The sequence below is a fragment of the Nonomuraea longicatena genome (assembly GCF_039525605.1).
GTDB lineage: Bacteria > Actinomycetota > Actinomycetes > Streptosporangiales > Streptosporangiaceae > Nonomuraea > Nonomuraea longicatena.
Genome location: NZ_BAAAHQ010000040.1, coordinates 37,050 through 55,813 on the forward strand (window position 1 = coordinate 37,050; position 18,764 = coordinate 55,813).

16 protein-coding genes are annotated in these 18,764 nt (G+C 70.4%); 9 read left to right on the forward strand and 7 right to left on the reverse strand.

Features of this window, described 5'->3' with window-relative positions; genetic code table 11:
* Nucleotides 1–20 precede the first annotated feature (20 nt).
* The 5 genes from ABD120_RS30850 to ABD120_RS30870 all read left to right on the forward strand — a co-directional run bounded on the left by ABD120_RS30850 (nt 21) and on the right by ABD120_RS30870 (nt 5,582).
* Nucleotides 21–1,700, forward strand: a complete 1,680-nt coding sequence (locus ABD120_RS30850) for a recombinase family protein (protein ID WP_343953705.1) — start codon at nt 21–23, stop codon at nt 1,698–1,700.
* An 817-nt stretch (nt 1,701–2,517) separates the two neighbouring features.
* Nucleotides 2,518–3,369: a major capsid protein gene (locus ABD120_RS30855; RefSeq protein WP_343953706.1), complete on the forward strand. Its 852-nt coding sequence runs from the start codon at nt 2,518–2,520 to the stop codon at nt 3,367–3,369.
* Between the two features lie 407 nt (nt 3,370–3,776).
* On the forward strand, nt 3,777–4,304 hold the full coding sequence (locus ABD120_RS30860; protein ID WP_343953707.1) for a DUF6879 family protein: 528 nt from the start codon (nt 3,777–3,779) through the stop codon (nt 4,302–4,304).
* Nucleotides 4,305–4,342: 38 nt separating this feature from the next.
* Nucleotides 4,343–5,137, forward strand: a complete 795-nt coding sequence (locus ABD120_RS30865) for a helix-turn-helix domain-containing protein (RefSeq protein ID WP_343953708.1) — start codon at nt 4,343–4,345, stop codon at nt 5,135–5,137.
* Nucleotides 5,138–5,429: 292 nt separating this feature from the next.
* Nucleotides 5,430–5,582 (forward strand): hypothetical protein, encoded by a 153-nt coding sequence (locus tag ABD120_RS30870; protein WP_343953709.1) that lies wholly within the window; start codon nt 5,430–5,432, stop codon nt 5,580–5,582.
* Between the two features lie 859 nt (nt 5,583–6,441).
* Here ABD120_RS30870 and ABD120_RS30875 read toward each other — a convergent pair.
* The 5 genes from ABD120_RS30875 to ABD120_RS30895 are packed head-to-tail and all read right to left on the reverse strand — an operon-like array spanning nt 6,442 to nt 11,715.
* Nucleotides 6,442–6,789 carry a hypothetical protein gene (locus ABD120_RS30875; protein ID WP_343953710.1) on the reverse strand — a complete coding sequence of 116 codons (348 nt, stop codon included), beginning with the start codon at nt 6,787–6,789 and terminating at the stop codon, nt 6,442–6,444.
* Between the two features lie 30 nt (nt 6,790–6,819).
* Nucleotides 6,820–8,271, reverse strand: coding sequence for a class I adenylate-forming enzyme family protein (locus tag ABD120_RS30880; protein ID WP_343953711.1), 1,452 nt, complete (start codon nt 8,269–8,271; stop codon nt 6,820–6,822).
* A 31-nt stretch (nt 8,272–8,302) separates the two neighbouring features.
* Nucleotides 8,303–10,645 carry a helicase-associated domain-containing protein gene (locus ABD120_RS30885; RefSeq protein WP_343953712.1) on the reverse strand — a complete coding sequence of 781 codons (2,343 nt, stop codon included), beginning with the start codon at nt 10,643–10,645 and terminating at the stop codon, nt 8,303–8,305.
* A gap of 43 nt (nt 10,646–10,688) precedes the next feature.
* The gene (locus ABD120_RS30890; protein WP_343953713.1) at nt 10,689–11,306 is read right to left on the reverse strand and encodes a TetR/AcrR family transcriptional regulator; all 618 of its coding nucleotides are present in this window, start codon (nt 11,304–11,306) and stop codon (nt 10,689–10,691) included.
* Nucleotides 11,307–11,340: 34 nt separating this feature from the next.
* Nucleotides 11,341–11,715, reverse strand: coding sequence for a hypothetical protein (locus ABD120_RS30895; protein WP_343953714.1), 375 nt, complete (start codon nt 11,713–11,715; stop codon nt 11,341–11,343).
* Nucleotides 11,716–11,818: 103 nt separating this feature from the next.
* Between ABD120_RS30895 and ABD120_RS30900 the strand changes: the two genes are divergently transcribed.
* Entirely contained in the window at nt 11,819–12,415 is a 597-nt protein-coding gene (locus tag ABD120_RS30900) for an HAD family hydrolase (RefSeq protein WP_343953841.1), read from the forward strand.
* Nucleotides 12,416–12,504: 89 nt separating this feature from the next.
* Nucleotides 12,505–12,900: a cold-shock protein gene (locus ABD120_RS30905; RefSeq protein WP_343953715.1), complete on the forward strand. Its 396-nt coding sequence runs from the start codon at nt 12,505–12,507 to the stop codon at nt 12,898–12,900.
* A 4-nt stretch (nt 12,901–12,904) separates the two neighbouring features.
* Here ABD120_RS30905 and ABD120_RS30910 read toward each other — a convergent pair whose 3' ends face one another.
* Nucleotides 12,905–14,422, reverse strand: coding sequence for an MFS transporter (locus ABD120_RS30910; protein ID WP_343953716.1), 1,518 nt, complete (start codon nt 14,420–14,422; stop codon nt 12,905–12,907).
* A gap of 169 nt (nt 14,423–14,591) precedes the next feature.
* Between ABD120_RS30910 and ABD120_RS30915 the strand changes: the two genes are divergently transcribed.
* Together ABD120_RS30915 and ABD120_RS30920 are read left to right on the forward strand one after the other, a co-directional pair.
* Entirely contained in the window at nt 14,592–15,407 is an 816-nt protein-coding gene (locus ABD120_RS30915; RefSeq protein ID WP_343953717.1) for a DUF3027 domain-containing protein, read from the forward strand.
* A gap of 44 nt (nt 15,408–15,451) precedes the next feature.
* Nucleotides 15,452–18,466 (forward strand): sacsin N-terminal ATP-binding-like domain-containing protein, encoded by a 3,015-nt coding sequence (locus tag ABD120_RS30920; RefSeq protein ID WP_425564073.1) that lies wholly within the window; start codon nt 15,452–15,454, stop codon nt 18,464–18,466.
* 27 nt (nt 18,467–18,493) lie between these two features.
* Here the strand turns inward: ABD120_RS30920 and ABD120_RS30925 are convergent, their stop codons facing one another.
* Nucleotides 18,494–18,715, reverse strand: a complete 222-nt coding sequence (locus tag ABD120_RS30925; protein ID WP_343953719.1) for a DUF2530 domain-containing protein — start codon at nt 18,713–18,715, stop codon at nt 18,494–18,496.
* Between the last annotated feature and the right edge of the window lie 49 nt (nt 18,716–18,764).

An 18,764-nucleotide genomic window follows, 5' to 3' on the forward strand; every position in this document is an offset into this window, starting at 1 on the left:
CCAGTTAGGATGCCCAAGACATGAACGAAGCTACCCCCCAAGCTCATTCCGCGCTGCCGGAACACCCTGTCCGCGCGCTCCCTCGTGTGCGTCGTAAGGCCGCCAGCACGGGAACCGCTCGTGACCTGCGAGCCGCCATCTATGTACGACTCTCGCGGGAGACCGACGAATCAACCTCGCCCGAGCGTCAGCTTGCCGACTGCCGCGCGTACTGCAAGCGGAACGGTTGGGAGGTCGTGATGGTCGAAGAGGACATCGACGTGTCCGGCTTCTCCGGCGGGCTGGACCGCAAAGGGCTCAAGCGAATCATGGATCGCTTCGCCGAGATCGACGTGGTGGTCTTCTTCAAGATCGACCGGTTGTCCCGATCGCTCGTGGACTTCGCCGAGATCATGAAGCAAAGCAAGGAGCAGGGTGTTGCCCTCGCGTCCGCGACGGAACCACTCGACCTGACCAACCCGGTGAGTGAAGCGATGGCGAAGGTCATCGCCATCTTCGCGGAGTTGGAAGCGGTGACCATCGGTCTTCGCGTCGCGAGCGCCCACGAACATCTCCGCCGTGAGGGGCGCTGGACCGGGGGACGGGTGCCGTATGGCTACCGCTCCGTCCCGAACCCGAACGGTTCCGGCCGGGTGCTGGAGATCAACCCGGATGAAGTCGAGATCCTCCGTGAGATCGCCTCGCGTGTGCTCGCGAAGGAATCCTTGATCGCCATCGCGCGGGATCTCACCGATCGCCGGGTGCCGTCACCCGGACATCCGTCGCGATCCACAGGGACAGGGAAGCGCCCCAGTCGTGGCAAGTCGGATGGGTGGTACTCGACTACTACCCGGAGTGTCCTGTCCTCCCCGCACTTGCTTGGGCACATCATCGAAGACGGCGAAGTGATCAAGGGCACGGATGGTTTGCCGTTCGTCGGCCGACCACCTGTAATGGGCCTCGACACGTGGCAGGCTGTACAGGATGAGTTGGCGAGACGAAAGCTTCCCGACGACCGACGCCGGGCCGGTACCACCCTCCTTCGAGGCATCATCGTCTGTGCTGTGTGCGTCAACAGGATGTACGCGTACGTCTCCGGTGGGCGCATTCGGTATCGGTGCATCGGGGCGTTGAAGAAGCGTCAGCGCGCTGGGGCTATCCCCTGCGTTGGCCCGTCGATCGCAGCCAAGGCCGTAGAGGATCACGTCATCGAGCGCTTCCAGAAGGAGTTCGGAGGCATCGAGATCGTGGAGGAACGGACATATGCAGGCGAGGACTACCGCGCTGAGATCCGGCAGGCTGAGGAAGCGTTGAGCGAGTTGGAGAGAGACCGTTACGAGCGCGGAGTGTTCTCCGGGCAGGATGGGGCGACTCGCTTCGCAAAGCTCTACTCGGAGATGGAAGGGCGTCTCGCCAACCTTCGTGACATGCAGGCCAACGCCAAGCCTGGCGGGGTGGAGCATGTCCACACGGGGCAGACGTTCGGAGAGGTGTGGGCGCGTTCGGGCGTGGAGGGTAAGCGCGATCTCCTGCTGAGCGCGGGGGCTTTCGTAGAGGTCGCTCCGGCAGCCACAAGCGGGAAAACGGTGGACCCTCGACGGTTCTCCGTGTGGTTCGGCGAAGAAGGGCGTCTACGCCGTGCCGCGTCGCGCGGTGATGACGCCGAACTGACGGCGGTCTTGGAAGACATCACGGCTGAGATGGCCGACAGCGACATTTGACCCGTTGTACGCAACACAAGGGCCGCGCTCCCCGTTTCGGGGGCGCGGCCCTTGCGTCGTTCTGGGAGCCTCTCGATGCCGTGTCGAAGGGGTACGGGCGGGATGTGTGGACGGGCGCTTGCCCCCGTCGCGGTCTCGACTCGTCCCCCTACGCGCCCTCGGGGCTGAGTCCGTCTGGCGGACTGTGATCGTGTTGTGAGCAACCTTCGGCTAACACTCAACGCTGTGTGTTCGCGGGGGTTCAGTGTGTGATCTATCTATGACGGTATGACGGTAGAGCACATACATTCCGGTCTGCATCTACACATATAGGACGTAATGCCGAATGAGGGTTACGAACCGTCATACCGTCATAGTGCTTCGCCTCGCGTGCGCTCACCTCCGAGAGGTGTGGCAATGCCTCGCTATCGCGACACCCCCACCCCTGCCCGGAACACGCGCATGTACCCAGGGCACGCGCATATGTAGCGTGGGCGTCCACGTTCGCCGTGCCGACCGGCAACGAGACGAGGGCAACGGGCCTTGCGAGGCTCCGGCCAGCGGGTATCCCCGGGGTCACTCGCACTCATTCGCCGCGCAAGGGGTGGGGGAGGTCCCCCCGTCCGGGGGATTCCGTACCGGCAGCGATAGCAGATCTGCCCGTGTACGGGTCTGGGGCTCCGGCGTGTGTGGTGCATCTGCCCGTGACCAGTAGAAGGGCGGATCCTCGCGCGTGCGCTGAAGCTCGCCGCCGCCCTTCTCAAGCGCCGCCACGCGGATTGAGCCCAACCCTCGCCCCGCCGACGCGGGGTCTCCCGACCCGGAAGGACACGCCGTCTTGGCGAACACTCTTCAGATTGATTCCGTCGTCGCTCTCACGCTCGCGTTGCTGGAGCGTCAGACCATTCTCGGCCGTCTCGTCCACAGGGACTCTCAGACGTCCTTTCGCGGCGGGGTCGGGGACACCGTCCGTGTCCGCGTTCCCAAGCGGCTGGACGTGAAGGAGTTCATCAAGGGGACTCCCATCACGACGACGGAGATCAACGAACTCGGTGTGCCCGTCAAGCTGACGAAGCGGCTCTATACCGCCGTCGAGCTGTCCGACGACGATCTCACGCTGTCTCTGGCCGATTTCGGGGCGCAGGTGCTCGCCCCGCAGTCCTCCGGTGTCGCGTCCGGGGTCGAGCAGGCCGTCGCGGCCACGATGAACGAGGCCACCGCGGCGAGCACTGTCACGATCTCCAAGGCCAAGCCGCTGGCCGCAGTCGCCAAGGCCGCCGCGACGTTCACGACCCGGGAGGTCCCCACCAGTGGTCGTGTGCTGGTCGTCGGGCCGGAGTTGGAGGAGATCCTCCTTCAGATGCCCGAGGTGATGAACACCGCCGCCGCAGGGTCGCCCGAGGTGATCAAGGACGGCATGCTCACGCGGCTGTACGGCTTCAACGTGTATGTGTCTCCGTACATCACGGGCGCGGTCGCCTTCACGCGCGACGCCTTCGCGCTGGCTGTGGTCGCGCCCGCCCCGATGGTCGGCGCGGAGTCGGAGACCTCCGCGCACAACGGCTACGCGCTCCGGTACACGCGGGCGGCGAAGATCGACACGCTGTCGAGCGTCTCCGTGGTGCACGCCTACGTGGGTGCGACCCAGCTCGACGTTCGTCAGTCCATTCCGATGAAGGTCGTCGCGTAGGCGACGCCGACGCGGCGGGTCTCTCGCTGTGGACCTGCTCTCCTGGTCGGGTACGGGTCACGGACTTGTGTCCTGTCGCTGCCCCGGTCCTCCCACGCGGAGGGCCGGGGCTTTCGTCGTTTACGGGCGTGGAGGGGGTTGACGGTTCGGCCGAGTCGTTTCACCATCACATCGTTGGGCAACAGTCGGCAACACGGATGGCGGAGGCAGGATCATGGCTCTACGCTTGCTCGGTGGCCCTTCAGGAGTGAACGGGTCGCCGCGACTGTACGAAGATGGCACCGACTACATCGTTCAGGGGTATCCCGTCGAAGACGGAGCGCTACTGGAGGAGCTGGCTGTACCAGACGGTGAGATCGTTGTCCGCATCCCCAAGACCCTCGCGAAGTTTTTCCCGGAGGCCCGCAGTGGAGGAACTGACACGTGATGACTGGATAGCCATGTTCAGGGATACCCAGGACGCGGCCGTTCACCTCGAACTCCGAGACGTCTATTCGGTCCCAGAGGAAGAGCAACAGATCATTCAATGGCGGGCAGGGGAGTACGACCCGGCGTCAGACGAGCGAGACCGCGAGTGGTGGCTAGATCTCATGCGAGAGACCACCAGTCGCGGCGTGAGGGTCCGGCGTGCCCGAATCGTGTCGGAGCCGGTTACCGAATACATTCGGTACGAGTACGCGGGTACGCCGTTCAATATCAGAGCGGGTGAAGAAGTCCGCTGGTTGCCGCGTCGCCAGGCGTCGCGTCTTACGCTTCCGGGTAACGACTTCTGGTTGTTCGACAAGTCCATGGTGGTCTTTAACCACTTCACCGGAGATGGAGAGTGGGCGAGTACGGAGACGACTCGTGACTCGGATGCGATATCGCTGTGTCTCGCGGCGTTTGAGGCGGTCTGGGCGGTTGGTATCCCGCATGGCGAGTACAAGCCCGGGTAGACGTGTCCAGTTCGTCCGTACGTCAAGCTCGTGAAGCCTTGGGGCTCAGGCTCAGGGAAATCAGGCGAGATGCCGGTCTGTCGGGGCGCACGCTCGCAGCCCTGGCAGGCTGGCATTTCACGCGAATTTCCAAGATCGAGCATGGTCGTACCGTGCTCACCAAGGCGGACCTGGAGCTGTGGTGCTTCCACTGCCAGGCTCAATCGGAGTTGCCGGACCTTTTGGCGAGTATCCGTAGTATTGAGCGGATGTATCTGGAGCTGCGAAGGCTCCATCGATCGGGGACGGCTCGGTATCAGCGGGAGTTGCTGGAAGGCGAGCGGCAGACGCATCGGTTCCGATCATTCACAACCTCCCTGATTCCGGGTGTGCTCCAGACGAGGGAGTATGCCACGGCCCTACTGGTGGACATTGCCGAGATGATGGGTCACCCTGCCGACGTGGAACCTACCGTGGATCTTCGGATGGAACGCGGCCAACTTCTCAGATCGGGGAAGTTGTTCCACTTCGTGATCATGCAGAGCGCTCTAGCTCCGGGTGTGGTCCCGGCGGACGTGATGCGATCTCAGCTCGAATATCTGTTGGAGGCTCAAGCTCTCCCCGGAGTACGGCTAGGGATCTTGCCTTCGAGGGTCCGGCATTACATGGCTCTGTGTGAATTCTGGATCACGGATGACGCCTGCGTTGAAGTCGAGACGTTCTCCGCGATCTTGAAGATTGAGCGCCCCGGAGAGATTGCCGTCTACGCGAAGGTGTTCGATCACTACGCCCAGCAAGCCGTGTATGGCGAGTCGTCTCGGGATGTGATCCATGAGATGTTGCGCGATTTGTAGCAACAACTAGCAACTTTGTGGACCTGTGAGGCTCGGGTTTCTACCGTCGCCCTATGACCTCCGCGCGTGCGACATCACTTCACGAAGCCCCTGCTAGCCCGCCGGTGGCCGACAAGTCATCGGGTGCAGTCGCATGACCTGCTACCCGTCAGCGGGCACACTCGCGGGCTTCTCGCGCCCGCTAACGGCCGTTGACGAGCTAACGCGGGAAGAACTCGAAGCGCTTGGCCCGAGCGCGGACCGTCCGCCCGCTCCCCGGCCCGCGTGGACGCGGGAGGAGTACCGCGCCTGGATGATCGCGCGCGGGATCGCCGACTACGACGGGCCAGACGGGACCGGCATCGACGCGTTCTTGGAGTTGGCCGAGGAGTTCGGGGTTCTGGAGAAGCGGCCCAACACCCTGCACCTCGACCAGGTGCCGACGCAGCGGGAGGGGGCGGGATGACGTACCGGCGGTTCGGGAGCACTCGCGTCAACACGGAGAGGCGGTGACTCGGCAATGGCGGTGTGGGACCTGCCTCAACCCTGCCGGATCAGCGGCTGGACTGTGATGGATGCGGCCGGTGGGGGCTTCATCGCGTTCCGGCGAGCGCCCGGAGGCAACACGGACAACGTGGTGGGTGGCCCGAATCTGGACGTGTTGCGCCGGGAAGTCGCCCGCGCTGAGGGGATCACGGTGACGCAGTTGGACGCACGCGAGTCATGCAGGCGCGAGCTTCTCAAAGGGGATGGGCTGCGGTGACGTGGGACGAGCTGAAGGCCGAGTACGGGTCGCAGTGGGAGATCTTCCCCGATCTGGCGATAGGCGTCGCTGCGGCCCGCAGGAAGGCCCTGACGCCCGGGGAGTACGCGCGCGGCCTACTCCCCGTGCTCGTCGCGGACGACCTGAACGACCTGTTAGCGGCCCTGGGCAAGCAAGCGCCTTCCCGGAAACCCCCTCCCAGCGGCTCCGCCGCTAGTCGTGCGGTTGGCCGGACGCCCACCTTCCTCGGGCAAGCTCCCGCACGGCCGACCACGCCGCTCCACGGTCCACCGCCCGGCCCTCGGCGACAGGCGCGGCAAAGCGAAAGCGCCATCGGGACCTCTTCCGTGACCGGACCAGGAGCGACGGCCCCCGCCACGACGGACCCTCGTGGCGGGGCATCTGACGTTGCAGGTGGGGGCGCTGAGAGCCATTTGCCATGAGGTGTGCGTTTATGTACCGTTCGACTGGACTATGAGCGGACCGTCGTTCACTGGCTCCCCCCTTCGATGGCTGACCCTTATCCAACACAAACGAGCGCCGGAACAGTCCCGGAACCCGGCTACTCGTCGAATGCGCCGTTCACGCCGAGGACGATGATGGTGCCGATCGAGAGCACCAGGCCGCCGCCGAACAGCACCCACGACCAGACGTTGAGCAGCTTGGCGCGCTCCGGGGCGGCGTGGGCGCGGCCCAGTGCGAGGCCCGACAGGATCGCGCCGCCGATGCCGAAGATATTGCAGCACGCGACCAGCGACAGCAGGTTGAGGATCAGCGAGACGATCGCGTTCGTCCGCTGGCCGTCCGGGGTGGGGCCCGGCGGGCGCTGCCCGTGACCCGGGTATCCCGGTCCGTATGAGGGCGGGGGTTGGTGTGGATTGTTGCCGTACGGCTGGTTCGGGTCGTACATGACGGTACAGAGTACCCAGTGCCCCGTCCGTCACAGTTGTGCGCGCAGGCTCCTGCGGTCGAGCTTGAGCGCGCCCGTAACCGGGATCGAGTCCACGACGCGTACCTCGCGGGGGTACCTCACCCGGCCGAGCCGCTCGCGCGCCCAGCCGACCAGGTCCTCGGCGCTCACCTCGGCTCCCGGGCGCAACTGCACGAAGGCGACGACCTCCTCACCGAGCTTCGGGTCAGCCCGGCCGACCACGCCGGACATGACGACGTCCGGATGGCGGTCGAGCGCGTCCTCGACGTCGCGGGGGAAGACGTTGAAGCCGCCCCTGATGATCAGATCCTTCTTCCTGTCGACGACGTACAGGTAGCCGTCGTCGTCGAGCAGGCCCAGGTCGCCGGTGCGCAGTTCGCCGCCGTCCACGTCCTGCTCGCCCCAGTAGCCCAGCATCAGCGACCGGCCGCGCACGCAGATCTCGCCGACGTCGCCGGTCTCCGCCTCGCCGCCGTCCTGGTCGCGGATCGTCAGGGAGTAGCCGGGCAGCGGCAGGCCCACGCTGCCGACCCGGCGCCGGCCGGGCGGGTTGAAGGTCGCGACCGCGCTCGTCTCGGTCATTCCGTAGCCTTCGAGGATCTGCGTGCCGGGCATCCGCCGTTCGAACTCCAGCAGCGTGTCGCGGCCGAGCGGGGCGGCGCCGCACGTGAGATAGGCCAGGTCGGGCAGCGGGTGCTCCTCCAGCGGCTCGGCCAGCAGCAGCCGCAGCATCGTCGGCACCACCGTGCCGAAACGGACGCGGTGCGCGGCGGCGAGGGCCAGGAACTCCCCGGGGTCGAACCACCGCATGAGCACCGCCTGCTGGGGCTCGGTGGCGTGCATCTCGGCGACGGTGACGATCAGTCCGTACGCGTGCGACAGCGGGACGGGCACGATGCCCAGGTTCAGTCCCTCCTGGTGGGACGTCGTGAAGACGGCGCGGCCGACGTGCCAGAGCCCGGCGTGGCTGAGCCGTACGCCCTTGGCCCGGCCGGTGGTGCCGCCCGTGTACATCACGGCGGCCAGGTCGCCCGGATCGCGCTCGACGAGGCCGTGCTCGGCCCCGGCCGCGAGTTCCCCGGTGCCGACGAAGACCCGGACGCCGCCGGGGACGGCCGCGCGCACGGTCTCGGCCAGCTCCGGCGAGGTCACGACGGCCGTGGCCGCGCTGTCGGCCAGCATGTGGCGCACCTCGTCCGGACCGGCCAGGGCGATCACCGGCAGCACGGCCGCGCCCGCCGCCCACACCGCCTGGTAGACCACCGCCACTTCGGGCGAGGTGGCCATCATGACCGCGACCCGGTCACCGGGGCGTACCCCCGCCTCGACCAGCCCGCCGCAGACCCGCCTGGCCCGCTCGGCGAGCGTGTGCCTGCGGTGCCAGGCGTCGTCGTAGAACACGGCGTCGTGGTCGCCGAACCGGTCCCAGGACTCCTCCGCCAGCCGCCCGAGCGTGGTCATGCTCCCAACCTTTCGCGATCATGAGGTGGCGTCAAGACACGTCGGCGACGCCGGTGATGCGGTGGAGGGCGAAGCGGTGGACGGCCGCTCTGGTCTCGTCGTAGGCGGTGAGGTAGCCGCCCTCCATGCGGGCGGGTTCGAGGATGCGCGAGGTCGCGTTGCCCTGCGAGTCGAGGTAGCCGATCCACACCCGCGTGCCGGACCTGATCGCCTCCTGCAGCGCCGCGACGGTCGCCGTGGCGGGCCCGCGCGGCACGCTGCCCTCCGGCGCCGCCACGGGCTCGCGGCGGGCCTGGTGGGCGGCCTCGCCCGCGCGGAGCGCGCGTACGGCGGCGGCGGCCAGTTCCGGGTCGATCCCGGTGGGTCCGGCCGGCCGGGGCTGCGCGGTCGCCTCCGACCGCTTGCTCTCGCGCCGGCTGAGCAGCACGTCGCCGTCGAGGGACTCGGCCACCGGCGCGTAGCCCATCGCCCGCAGCGAGTCGACGAGCACCGTGCGCGACGAGCGCGAGGCGATCACCGTGGGCGCCAGGCGGCGCAGCAGCAGCGCGGCGGCCCTGCGGTCGGCGGTGACCTGGTCGAGCAGCGCCGGGTCGTCGCAGCGGATGTAGGCGCTCGCGGTGCCGACCCGCATGCGCCCGTGGCGCCTGGCCACGTCGGCCACCAGGTACGACAACGCCTGCGGCACGGGCGTGGCCGAGTGGCGGGCCAGCATCGCGGTCAGCTCCTCGGCGCCGTGACCGGCGTCGAGGGCCCGCCGGATCGAGCTCTCGCCGAAGCGGTAGACGGTGGCGCCGCCCTTGGACTCGATGTCGGCGCACAGCGTCATCCAGCGGTTGAGGTCGCTGGTGAGCGGGCCGGGCGCGACGGCGGTCAGGTCGGCCTGGAGGAGTACGTGGTCGACGGGCTCGGGCAGCAGCGGCGCCAGCAGACGGGCCGGGTCGCCCGCTGCGAGCAGCGCGCGGCCGTGGCCGGACAGGGCGCCGAGCCCGGTGACGCCGACCTGCTCGGCCTCGCGCAGGGTGAAGCCGACCAGTTGCTCGCGCAGCGGGCCCCTGCGGCGCGGCTGCTCCCAGACCAGCCGTTCGAGGATCGCCTCCTGGGACGGCGCGCGGCCGGGCGCGGTGGCGAGCATGCCGAGCGCCGCCTCCCTGACGACCGGCGCGGCGGTGCGCCGCAGGTCGGCGTGGAGGGCGTTCAACGGCCGGTCGCGGTCCTGGCCGTGGCCGACGCGGGAGCCGACCAGGCCGGGCACCCGGTCCATGTGCAGCCAGGCGGCGGCCAGGGCGGCCCAGCGTTCGGCGGTCGGCCGGATCCGCCACAGGTCGTAGGAGCCGGTGGGCAGCCACTCGCTCTCCGCGCTGCCGCCGGTGTCGACCAGCGCGGCGGCGTGGGCCACCTCGACGACCAGCGCCGCCGCCCACTCGGGCAGGTCGAGGTCGGTGGCGGCGCGGCGCAGGTCGCGCACGCCGAGACCGCCGGTGCGCAGCACGCCGGGCGGCTCGGCGCTCCACCGCTCGCACAGTTCCTCGACCGAGCGGGTGAACGCGAACGCCTGACCGGCGGCCGTCCGGTCGGACAGGGCCGGGTCGCGGGCGGTGCCGTCGAGGCCGGGCGGGCTCGCGTGAAGTTCGCGGTGGACACGGCCGTCGCGAAGGTGCAGGCCGACCTCGCGGGGCAGGGTGACCGTCTCCTCGCCGACGGCCGCGATCAGGCCCCTGGCCAGAAGTTCCTCGATGGGGGAGCGGGCGGAGGCCAGGCGCACCTCGCGGCGGGCGTTGGGCACGCGCCCGGTCGGCGGACCCCAGGCGAGCTGTTCGAGGGCGGTACGCGCCTCGGGGGAGATCTCCTCGATGAGCTTGCCCGGCTCGGCGAGCGCGGCGGCCAGCCGTTCCTTGCCAGAACCCGAGGTGCCGGGCGCGATCTCGTCGGCCAGGTCGGCGAGTTGCTCCGGCGGATGGTGCCGGAAGGCGTCGGCGACCGGCGGGCCGAGCCCCGCAGGGTCTTCGAGCACCTTGCGTACGCCGGGGGCGAGGTCGAGCGCGTTGTCAGGGCCGTAGACCAGGGCCAGTTCGGAGAGGCGGTCGAGCGCCCGGCTCAGTTCGGGCTCCGGCTTGCCCTCGGCGAGCGCGCGGCCCAGCAGCCTGCGCAGCCGCGCCTTCGAGACCGGCCCGGCCTGGACGGCCAGCGTCTCGACGACCGCGAGGGTGAACCGGTCGAGCCGGTCGAGGACCCGGCCGATGGCGGAAGGGCTGCCCGCGCGCGAGGCCAGCCCGTCGAGATGGGCGGGCACCGGGGTGATCAGCTCGGGCCGCGCGCAGACGAGCGCCCTGAGCTGTGCGTCGGTGCGCCCCCTGATCCACTCGGTGAACTCCATCGTTGCCATGGTATGCCGCGCCGGCCTGCGGCAGGAGGCGGTCCTACCGGGTGGCGGGCAGCGGGCTGGGCAGCAGGCCCGCGGCCAGGCGCACCCAGGCGGCCACGAACTGCTCCTTCTCGGTGTGGCCCGGCGACTCGCCCACGATCTCCTGGAAGAGCCGGAAATGGACGACCGCGCCGCCGAGCACGGCGGAGACGCCGCTCCAGTCGGCGTCCGCGCCGATGTACTCGGGCTGGGCGCGGAACCACGTGACGATCGCGTCGAGCATGGGTTGCAGCAGCCCCTCGCGCACCACGGCGACGAGTTCGGGGAACTGGCTGAGGTCGCGGAAGAAGACCCGGGTCAGCTCGTTCTCCTCGCGGACCTTGGCGAGGCCCGCGCGGCATAGGTGGGCCAGGCGGGTCTCCAGGTCGGCCCCGGCGAGGTCGTCGAGCCTGGAGAGGCTCTCCGCGATCTGGGTGCGGGTGCGGGCGGCGTGCTCGTTGAGCGCGGCGGCGAGCACCTCGTACTTCGACTTGAAGTGCCGGTAGAGCCCTCCGGCGCCGGGCGACAGTCCGGCCGCGGCCTCGATCTCGGCCACGGAGGTGGCCGCGTAGCCCCGTTCGGCGAACAGTCGCAGGGACTCGTCGATGATCCGCCCGCGTGTGGATCTGGTCATGTCTTTCCTGATACCTCCGCGACGAGCGTAGTCGTCAGGGCGCGGCCCGCCGGACCAGGCTCGCCACCATGGAGCCGAGGACCAGCCAGACGAGGGCCGCCAGGCCGTAATCGACCAGGGCCTCCCAGCGCGGGTCCGCGAGCCGGAACAGGCCCTCGAAGCCCAGGGACAGCAGGCCCGCCAGACCCTCGACGAAGCGGTGCCAGACGTTGTCCGGGTTGGCGCCGAACACCGTGAACAGCGCGTACAGGGTCATGACGAGGGCGGCCAGCCGCGAGGCCGCCCGCACCGCCCACACGAGCAGGCCGACCACCTGCCGGCGCACGCCCGCCTCGGCGCCCGGTTCCGGCCGCGCGGGCCGGTGGGGACGGGATCGGGCCACCAGCCGGTCTCCTGGGTGCTCGGACATGAGGGCTCCTTGGCGATGGGTAATTCCTTTCTTCCCCACTGGGTGGTCCCTCAATTACCTTCCGCGAGCTTCCTTTGGCATCCTGCACAGCGTGGATGCTTCTGTGGGGTTCGACCTTGATATGACACTTGCGGATACTCGTACGGGTATCGCCGCCGTGTACGACGAGGTGGCCAGCCGGCTCGGCGTGGTCATCGACAGCCAGGTCGCGATCTCGCGCCTGGGCCCGCCGCTGGACCGCGAACTCGCCCACTGGCTGCCTCCCGAGGAGATCCCCGCCGCCGTGGCGCTGTTCCGCGAGATCTACCCCGAGGTGGCCGTGCCCGCGCACACCGTGATGGCGGGCGCGCACGAGGCCATCGCCGCCGTCCGCGCGGCGAGCGGCCGGGTCATCGTGGTCACCGGCAAGAACGTCCACGACGCCGAGCGCACGATCGCCTGGCTCGGCCTGGAGGTCGACGAGGTCGCCGGTTCGGTCTTCGGTTCCGAGAAGGGCTCGGCTCTCGCACGCTTCGGTGCCGCCGCCTATGTTGGAGATCATGTGGCCGACATCGAGGCGGCCAGGGCGGGCGGAGCGGTGGCCGTGACGGTGGCCACCGGCCCGTACACGGTGGCCGAGCTGCGAGATCATGGAGCTGACGTGGCACTGGGTGATCTGACCGAGTTCGCCGGGTGGTTCGGGGGCTGGCGAGCGGCGTAATTCACCGGCAAATACCCGGTCGCCCTGGGGCTCCACGGGGCATAACCTACTTCCATTCGACAATTTCGACGGTTAACGAGGTCCTTCCTGTGCCGAGTGGCAAGGTCAAGTGGTATGACGCCGACAAGGGTTTCGGCTTCCTCACCCGCGACGACGGCGGTGAGGTTTTCGTTCATTCCTCCGCGCTTCCCACCGGTGCCGCGCCACTGAAGCCCGGCCAGAAGGTCGAGTTCGGAGTGGCGGAAGGACGGCGCGGGCAGCAGGCGCTGTCGGTGCGCATCCTCGACCAGCCGCCGACGCTCGCCAAGCCCAAGCCGAAGGGCAAGCGCAAGAAGCCGGACGAGATGGTGGTCATCGTCGAGGACCTGATCAAACTGCTCGACGACGTCTCGACGTCCTACCAGCGGGGCAAGCAGCCGGAGGCGGCGCACGCCAAGAAGGTGGCCCAGGTGCTGCGCGCGGTGGCGGACGACTTCGACGTCTGAGCCCTCAGCCGTGGGGGTTGGTGAGCGGCTTGGTGCGATCGACCTTGCCCGGCGGGTCGCCGGGCAGGGGGTGGTCGACCACGGTGGTGGCGTTGGCCGCCGCGTGCTCGCGGGCCTTCGCCGTGTTCCTGCCGACCCTGGTGCGGCGGCGGATCAGCAGCCAGGCCAGCCAGAGTGTGGTGAGGGCCGCGAACGTGATGAATCCGGCGGCGGGGTCGACCAGGGAGAACAGCAGCCCCACGAGCCCGCCGAACACCCACGCGAGCTGCAGCATCGCCTCGACGACGCCGAACGTGGACGAGCGCACCTCCTCGCCGATCTCACGCTGCACGATCGCGTCGAGGGCGAGTTTGCCGAGTTCCTGGGAGAACGCCGCCACCAGTGAGACGGCGACGGCCGTCCAGATGCCGAACAGCGCCGCGGAGACGATCGCCGTCACGCCGACGAGCCCGAGCGTGAACAGGACGGTCAGCTGGGGAGAGCGGTCGCGCGTCCAGTTGGCGACGGCCGCGCCGACCAGTCCGCCGAGCCCGGCCGCGAGCGCGAGCAGCCCGATGGTCTTCGGCACGTCGAAGAAGGTGTTCTTGTCGGCCATCCACGGCACGCTCTGGTCCTGGACCAGGAACAGCAGGAAGAACAGCAGGAACCCGGAGAACAGCCGGACGGCCACGTTGGCCAGGAGGGCCTCGGCGACCGCGGGGCCGACGTTCAGGAGTGTGCGCCAGCGGGGCGGGCGCCCCTCCTGCTCCTCGTCCTCAAGTTCGGGGGAGTCGACGTGCCTGGGCAGCCGCACCGCGAAGACGCCCACCAGCAGGAAGGCCACCATCGCGACGCGCAGCATGACCGCGCTGCCGAGCCAGGCGGTGAGCCCGGCGGAGATGGGGACCGCGATGCCCGCCGTGACCAGTGAGAACAGGGCGACGCGGGCGTTGGCGGAGACGAGGGAGATGCCGGCGGGCAGCACGTTCGGCATGATCGCCGCCCGCGACACGTTGAACGCCTTGGACAGCACGAGTACGCCGAGGGCCCCGGCGAACAGGGTCACCAGGTCGCCGGGGCCGACCGCGGCCGCCATGGCGAAACACAGCAGCCCCCGGCCGAACAGGGTGCCCGCCATCACGTAGCGGCGGCCGGAGCGCAGCTTGTCGAGGATCGGCCCGACGAACGGGGCGACCAGCGCGAACGGGATCATCGTGATGACGAGGTAGAGGGCCACCGGCCCTCGGGCCTCGCCGACCGGCACGCCGAAGAAGACCGTGCTCGCCATGGCCACGGTGACCAGCGCGTCGGCCGCGCTGTTGCCGATGGACAACTCGATCAGGCGGCCGAGGCCGGTGCGGCCGGCGCCACCCGCGTGGGTGAGGCGCCGGGTGGCCAGGCCCACGCGCTGCGCGCCCCGCGCGGTCGCCGAACCGGCGCGCCTGGTGCCGATGGCGGTGACCCGGGAGGCGCGCACAGAGGCGCGGCCGGCGTTGGCCAGCCCTTTACCGACGCGTTGCGAGAACGTCCGTGCTCGCTTCATCCCCTCCGCCACGCCTACCAGTCTTACCCGATTCGGTGCGACCTTTGAGAATACCCCCCGCTTCGACGCGGCCTCGGGCTGACGGGATCGGCGCAGAAGGCTCCGTCCGGTCCCTTCATGGGTGAGAATGAGGTGTGAGCGAACAGCACTTTCCGGCGGAGGCGGTCCGATGACCCGCACCAGGACCCGTGTCTCCGCGCCCGACCAGGCCTGTGCGGCCGCGGTCGATCTGGCGCGCGACGCCGCGCTCGCTCTCGCCCGGCCCGGTGAGCCCGGCGAGCACCTCGGCTTCGAGAACGAGGGCGACCGGACCGTCACCCACTTCTTCGCCTGCCAGGACCGCGCCTACCGGGGCTGGCGCTGGGCCGTCACCGTGACACGCGCCTCGCGCGCCAAGAAGGTCACGGTGAGCGAGGTCGTGCTGCTGCCCGGCGCGGGCGCGCTGCTCGCCCCCGAATGGCTGCCCTGGAGCGAGCGGCTGCGGCCCGGCGACCTGGGTGTCGGAGACCTGCTGCCGACCTCCGACGACGACGATCGTCTCGAACCCGGCTTCACGGGCACCGACGACGAGATCGACCATCAGATGATTTTCGAGTACGGCCTGGGCCGGGCCCGTGTGCTCTCGGCCATCGGCAGGGACCGGGCCGCCAGACGCTGGCACTCGGGCGAGCACGGGCCCCACACGCCGATCGCACACGCCGCGCCCGCGCAGTGCTCCACCTGTGGCTTCTACTGGCAACTCGCGGGTGGCCTCCGGCGGGAGTTCGGGGTGTGCGCCAATGAGTTCGCCCCCGACGACGGCAAGGTGGTCTCCGCCGACCACGGGTGCGGCGCGCACTCCGAGGCCGCCGTCATGCCGCCGCCCGCCGAGCCGACCTCGCCGATCCTCGACGACCTCGGCTTCGACCTGATCGACGACGAGAGCGCCGCAGGGCCGGCCGACGAGGCAGAGGCCGGGCGAGAAGACGAGTCCGGCCACTCCTGACGGTGGCCCCCGCTACTCTTTCGGGGCCCCTACGTCATTGGAGGATCGTGGACATCTTCGGTACCGACCGGATGCGCGCGGCCGTCCTCACGGCCTGGACCGCCTCGCCCGCCCGCTTCCGCGAGGACGCCAACGCCGAGGAGGACTTCGCGCTCGGCGGCTACCGTGACCGGTTGATCGTCGAACTCGCGCAGAACGCCGCCGACGCGGCGCTGCGCGGGGGCGTGCCCGGTGTGCTGCGCCTGAGACTCGACGGCGACGTGCTCACGGCCGCCAACACCGGCGCCCCGCTCGACGCCATCGGCGTGGAGGGACTGTCCACACTGCGCGTGTCCGGCAAACGCGACGAGGCCGGCGCGGCCGGGCGCTTCGGCGTCGGGTTCGCCGCCGTCGTGTCGGTCACCGACGAGCCCGCCATCTGCTCGCGGGACTCCGGCGCGGTGCGCTGGTCGCGCGAGGAGACCGCCGCGCTGGTCGCCTCCGTGCCCGCTCTCGCGGGCCAGCTGTCCGACCGTGACGGCCACGTGCCGCTGCTGCGGCTGCCGTACGCCGCGGAGCCGATGGAGGTGCCAGAGGGGTTCGACACGGTCGTCCGCCTCCCGCTGCGCGACAAGGCCGCCACGGAGGCCGTCAGGGGCATGCTCGCGGAGGCGGGTCCGGCGCTGCTGCTCGGGCTGCCCGCGCTGGGCGCGATCGAGATCGTGGCCGACGACAACGTCCGCACGATCACCGCCGAGGGGTGGCGGCTGGTCGCCGATTCGGGCGAGTTCACCGCCGAGCAGGTGGCCGAGTTGTTCTCCGACCGGCCGACGGAGGAGCGGGCGCGGCCGTACTGGAGTGTGCGCTGGGCCGTACGGCTCGGCGACGACGGCGAGCCGCGCGCGCTGCCGTCCGGCGTGCCGGCCGTGGTCCACGCGCCGACGCCCAGCGACGAGGCGCTCGATCTGCCGGCACTGCTGATCGCCTCCTTCCCGATGGCGACCGACCGCCGCCACGTGGCCAAGGGGCCGCTCACCGACTTCCTGGTGGCCAAGGCCGCCGATTCCTACGTCGAGCTGCTGCGCGGGCTGCCGCGCAGGCCCCGGCTGCTCGACCTGGTGCCCGCGCTGATGGGCAAGGGCGAACTCGACGCGCGCATCCGTGAGGCGGTGCTGCGGCGGCTGCCGGGTACGCCGCTGCTGCCCGCGCTGTCGGCTCCCGCGCCCGCCGTCGAGACCGCCTCGTTCGCCGACTCGGCCGTCTACGAGCCGGACGCCGAGTGGCAGTCCGAGCAGCCGGTGGCCGAGAAGGGCTCGGACGGCTGGCTGGTGCGCGGCCGCGAGGCCGCCGTGCTGTCCGGCTCCGCCGACCTGCTCGCGGCCGTGGCCGGGTTCGTGCCCGGCCTGCTGCCCGCCGGGTGGCCGGCCAGGCATCCGGCGATGAGCACGCTCGGCGTGCGCAGGGTCGAGCTGTCCGACGTGGTCGACGGGCTGTCCGGCGAGGCCGTCGAGGGCCGCGACGCGACCTGGTGGCACTCCCTCTACGACGTGCTGCCGCACGACGACCCCGAGTCGCTGGGCGCGCTGCCGGTGCCGCTGGCCGACGGCCGGCTGGTGCGCGGCCCGCGCGGCACCCTGATCCTCACCGGGGCCGCGCTCCACCTGGAGGCCCTCGGGCTGCGCATCGTGCACCCGGACGCCGCCCACCCGCTGCTGCTGCGCCTCGGCGCGGCGGAGGCGACCCCGCGCACGGTCCTGGAGGACACGCTCACGCGGACGGCGATCTCCGAGTCCCTCGACAGCGCCGACTCCGACCCGGTCGCGCGGGCGGTGCTGTCGCTGGTGGACGCGGCGGCGCTGGCGCCGGGCGAGGCGCCGTGGCTGGCCGAGCTGGCGCTGCGGGGCGCCGACGGCGAGCTGTACGCGGCGGGCGAACTCCTGCTGCCGGGCGGCGCGCTCGCGGGCATCCTGGAGGAGGGACCGCTCGCCGCCCAGGACCTCGTCGACACCTACGGCGCGCGGGTGCTGACCGCCGTGGGGGTGCTCGACGGGTTCGCCATGGTCCACGACGCCGACGTGCTGCTCGATCCCGACGAGTGCGAGCACGACCTCGACGGCGAGGCCGAGTGGCTCGACCACGTGCACGACCTGCTGCCCGACCTCGACGTGCCGCCGGTGGTGGCCGAGTTCACCGCCGTGCGCGACCTGGAGCTGGTGGCCGACTGGTCGGCCGCGCTCGCGCTGCTGACCCGGCCGCCGCTGCGGGGGGCGCTGCACCCGCTGCGCGTCGAGGGCGTCGAGGTGCCGTCCTACACCGCCTGGTGGCTGGCCCGCCACCCGGTGCTGGACGGCCGCAGCCCGCGCGAGCTGCGCCTGCCGGGCGCCGACCCGTTGCTGCAGGGCCTGTTCGCCGACGCCCCGAGCGGGTTCGATCCGGGCGCGCTGTCGATGCTGGGCGTGCGCACCACGCTGAGCGACCTGCTGGCCTCGCACGGCGGCCCGGAAGAGCTGCTGGAGCTGATGGCCGACGACGCGGTCGAGGTCGACCGGGCGCAGCTGCGGGCCCTGTGGATCGCGCTGGCCGGGGTCGAGCCCGCGCGGGTGGCGCCGCCCGCGCGGGTGCGGGCGGTGCTCGACGGGGAGATCGTGGTGGCCGCCGCCGACGACGCGGTCGTGGTCGAGGCGCCCGACCTGCTGCAGCTCGTGAGCGCGCGGCCGCTGGTCCTGGCCTCGTACGATCTGGCCGAGTCGCTGTCGGAGCTGCTCGACCTGCCGCTGGCGGGCGAGCTGGTGACGGGCGAGGTCACCTCGTCGGGCGCGCGGCGGGAGGTGCCGCCGCAGGTGCGCTCGCTGCTGCCGACCGCCCCCACCTCGTACGTCGAGCACGAGCGGCTGCTGGTCGACGGTGTGGAGTGCGCGTGGCGCTTCACCGACGGCACGATTCACTGCACCGGTGTCGACGGGCTGGCCAGAGGTCTGGCGTGGGCGGCCGGGCAGTGGACCGACCGGCTGGCGGTGGCGGCCCTGCTGCGCGACCCGGCTGCGGTGCCGCTGTTGCTCGCGGAGGCCGACCTGGCCTGAGCGCGGGCCGCCCGGCTCGTTGTCGTTTCAGTCGTCCGCGCGGGCGGCGCGGCGTTTGACGAACCAGATGCCGAACAGGCCGAATCCGGCCCCCGTGACACAGGTCCAGATCCACCAGGTGTTCTCGGGGGCGGGGCGGAAGACGAGCAGGACGACCAGCGCGAGCGCCCACAGCGCGGTGCCGACCGCGATGGCCGCGGGATCGTTGGTCCTGATCGGCTCCGGGTCGGGGTGCCATTCGCGTTTCACAGGTCCAGGCTAGCTTCCGAATCGGTCTCGATACGGTCACCGACGCTAT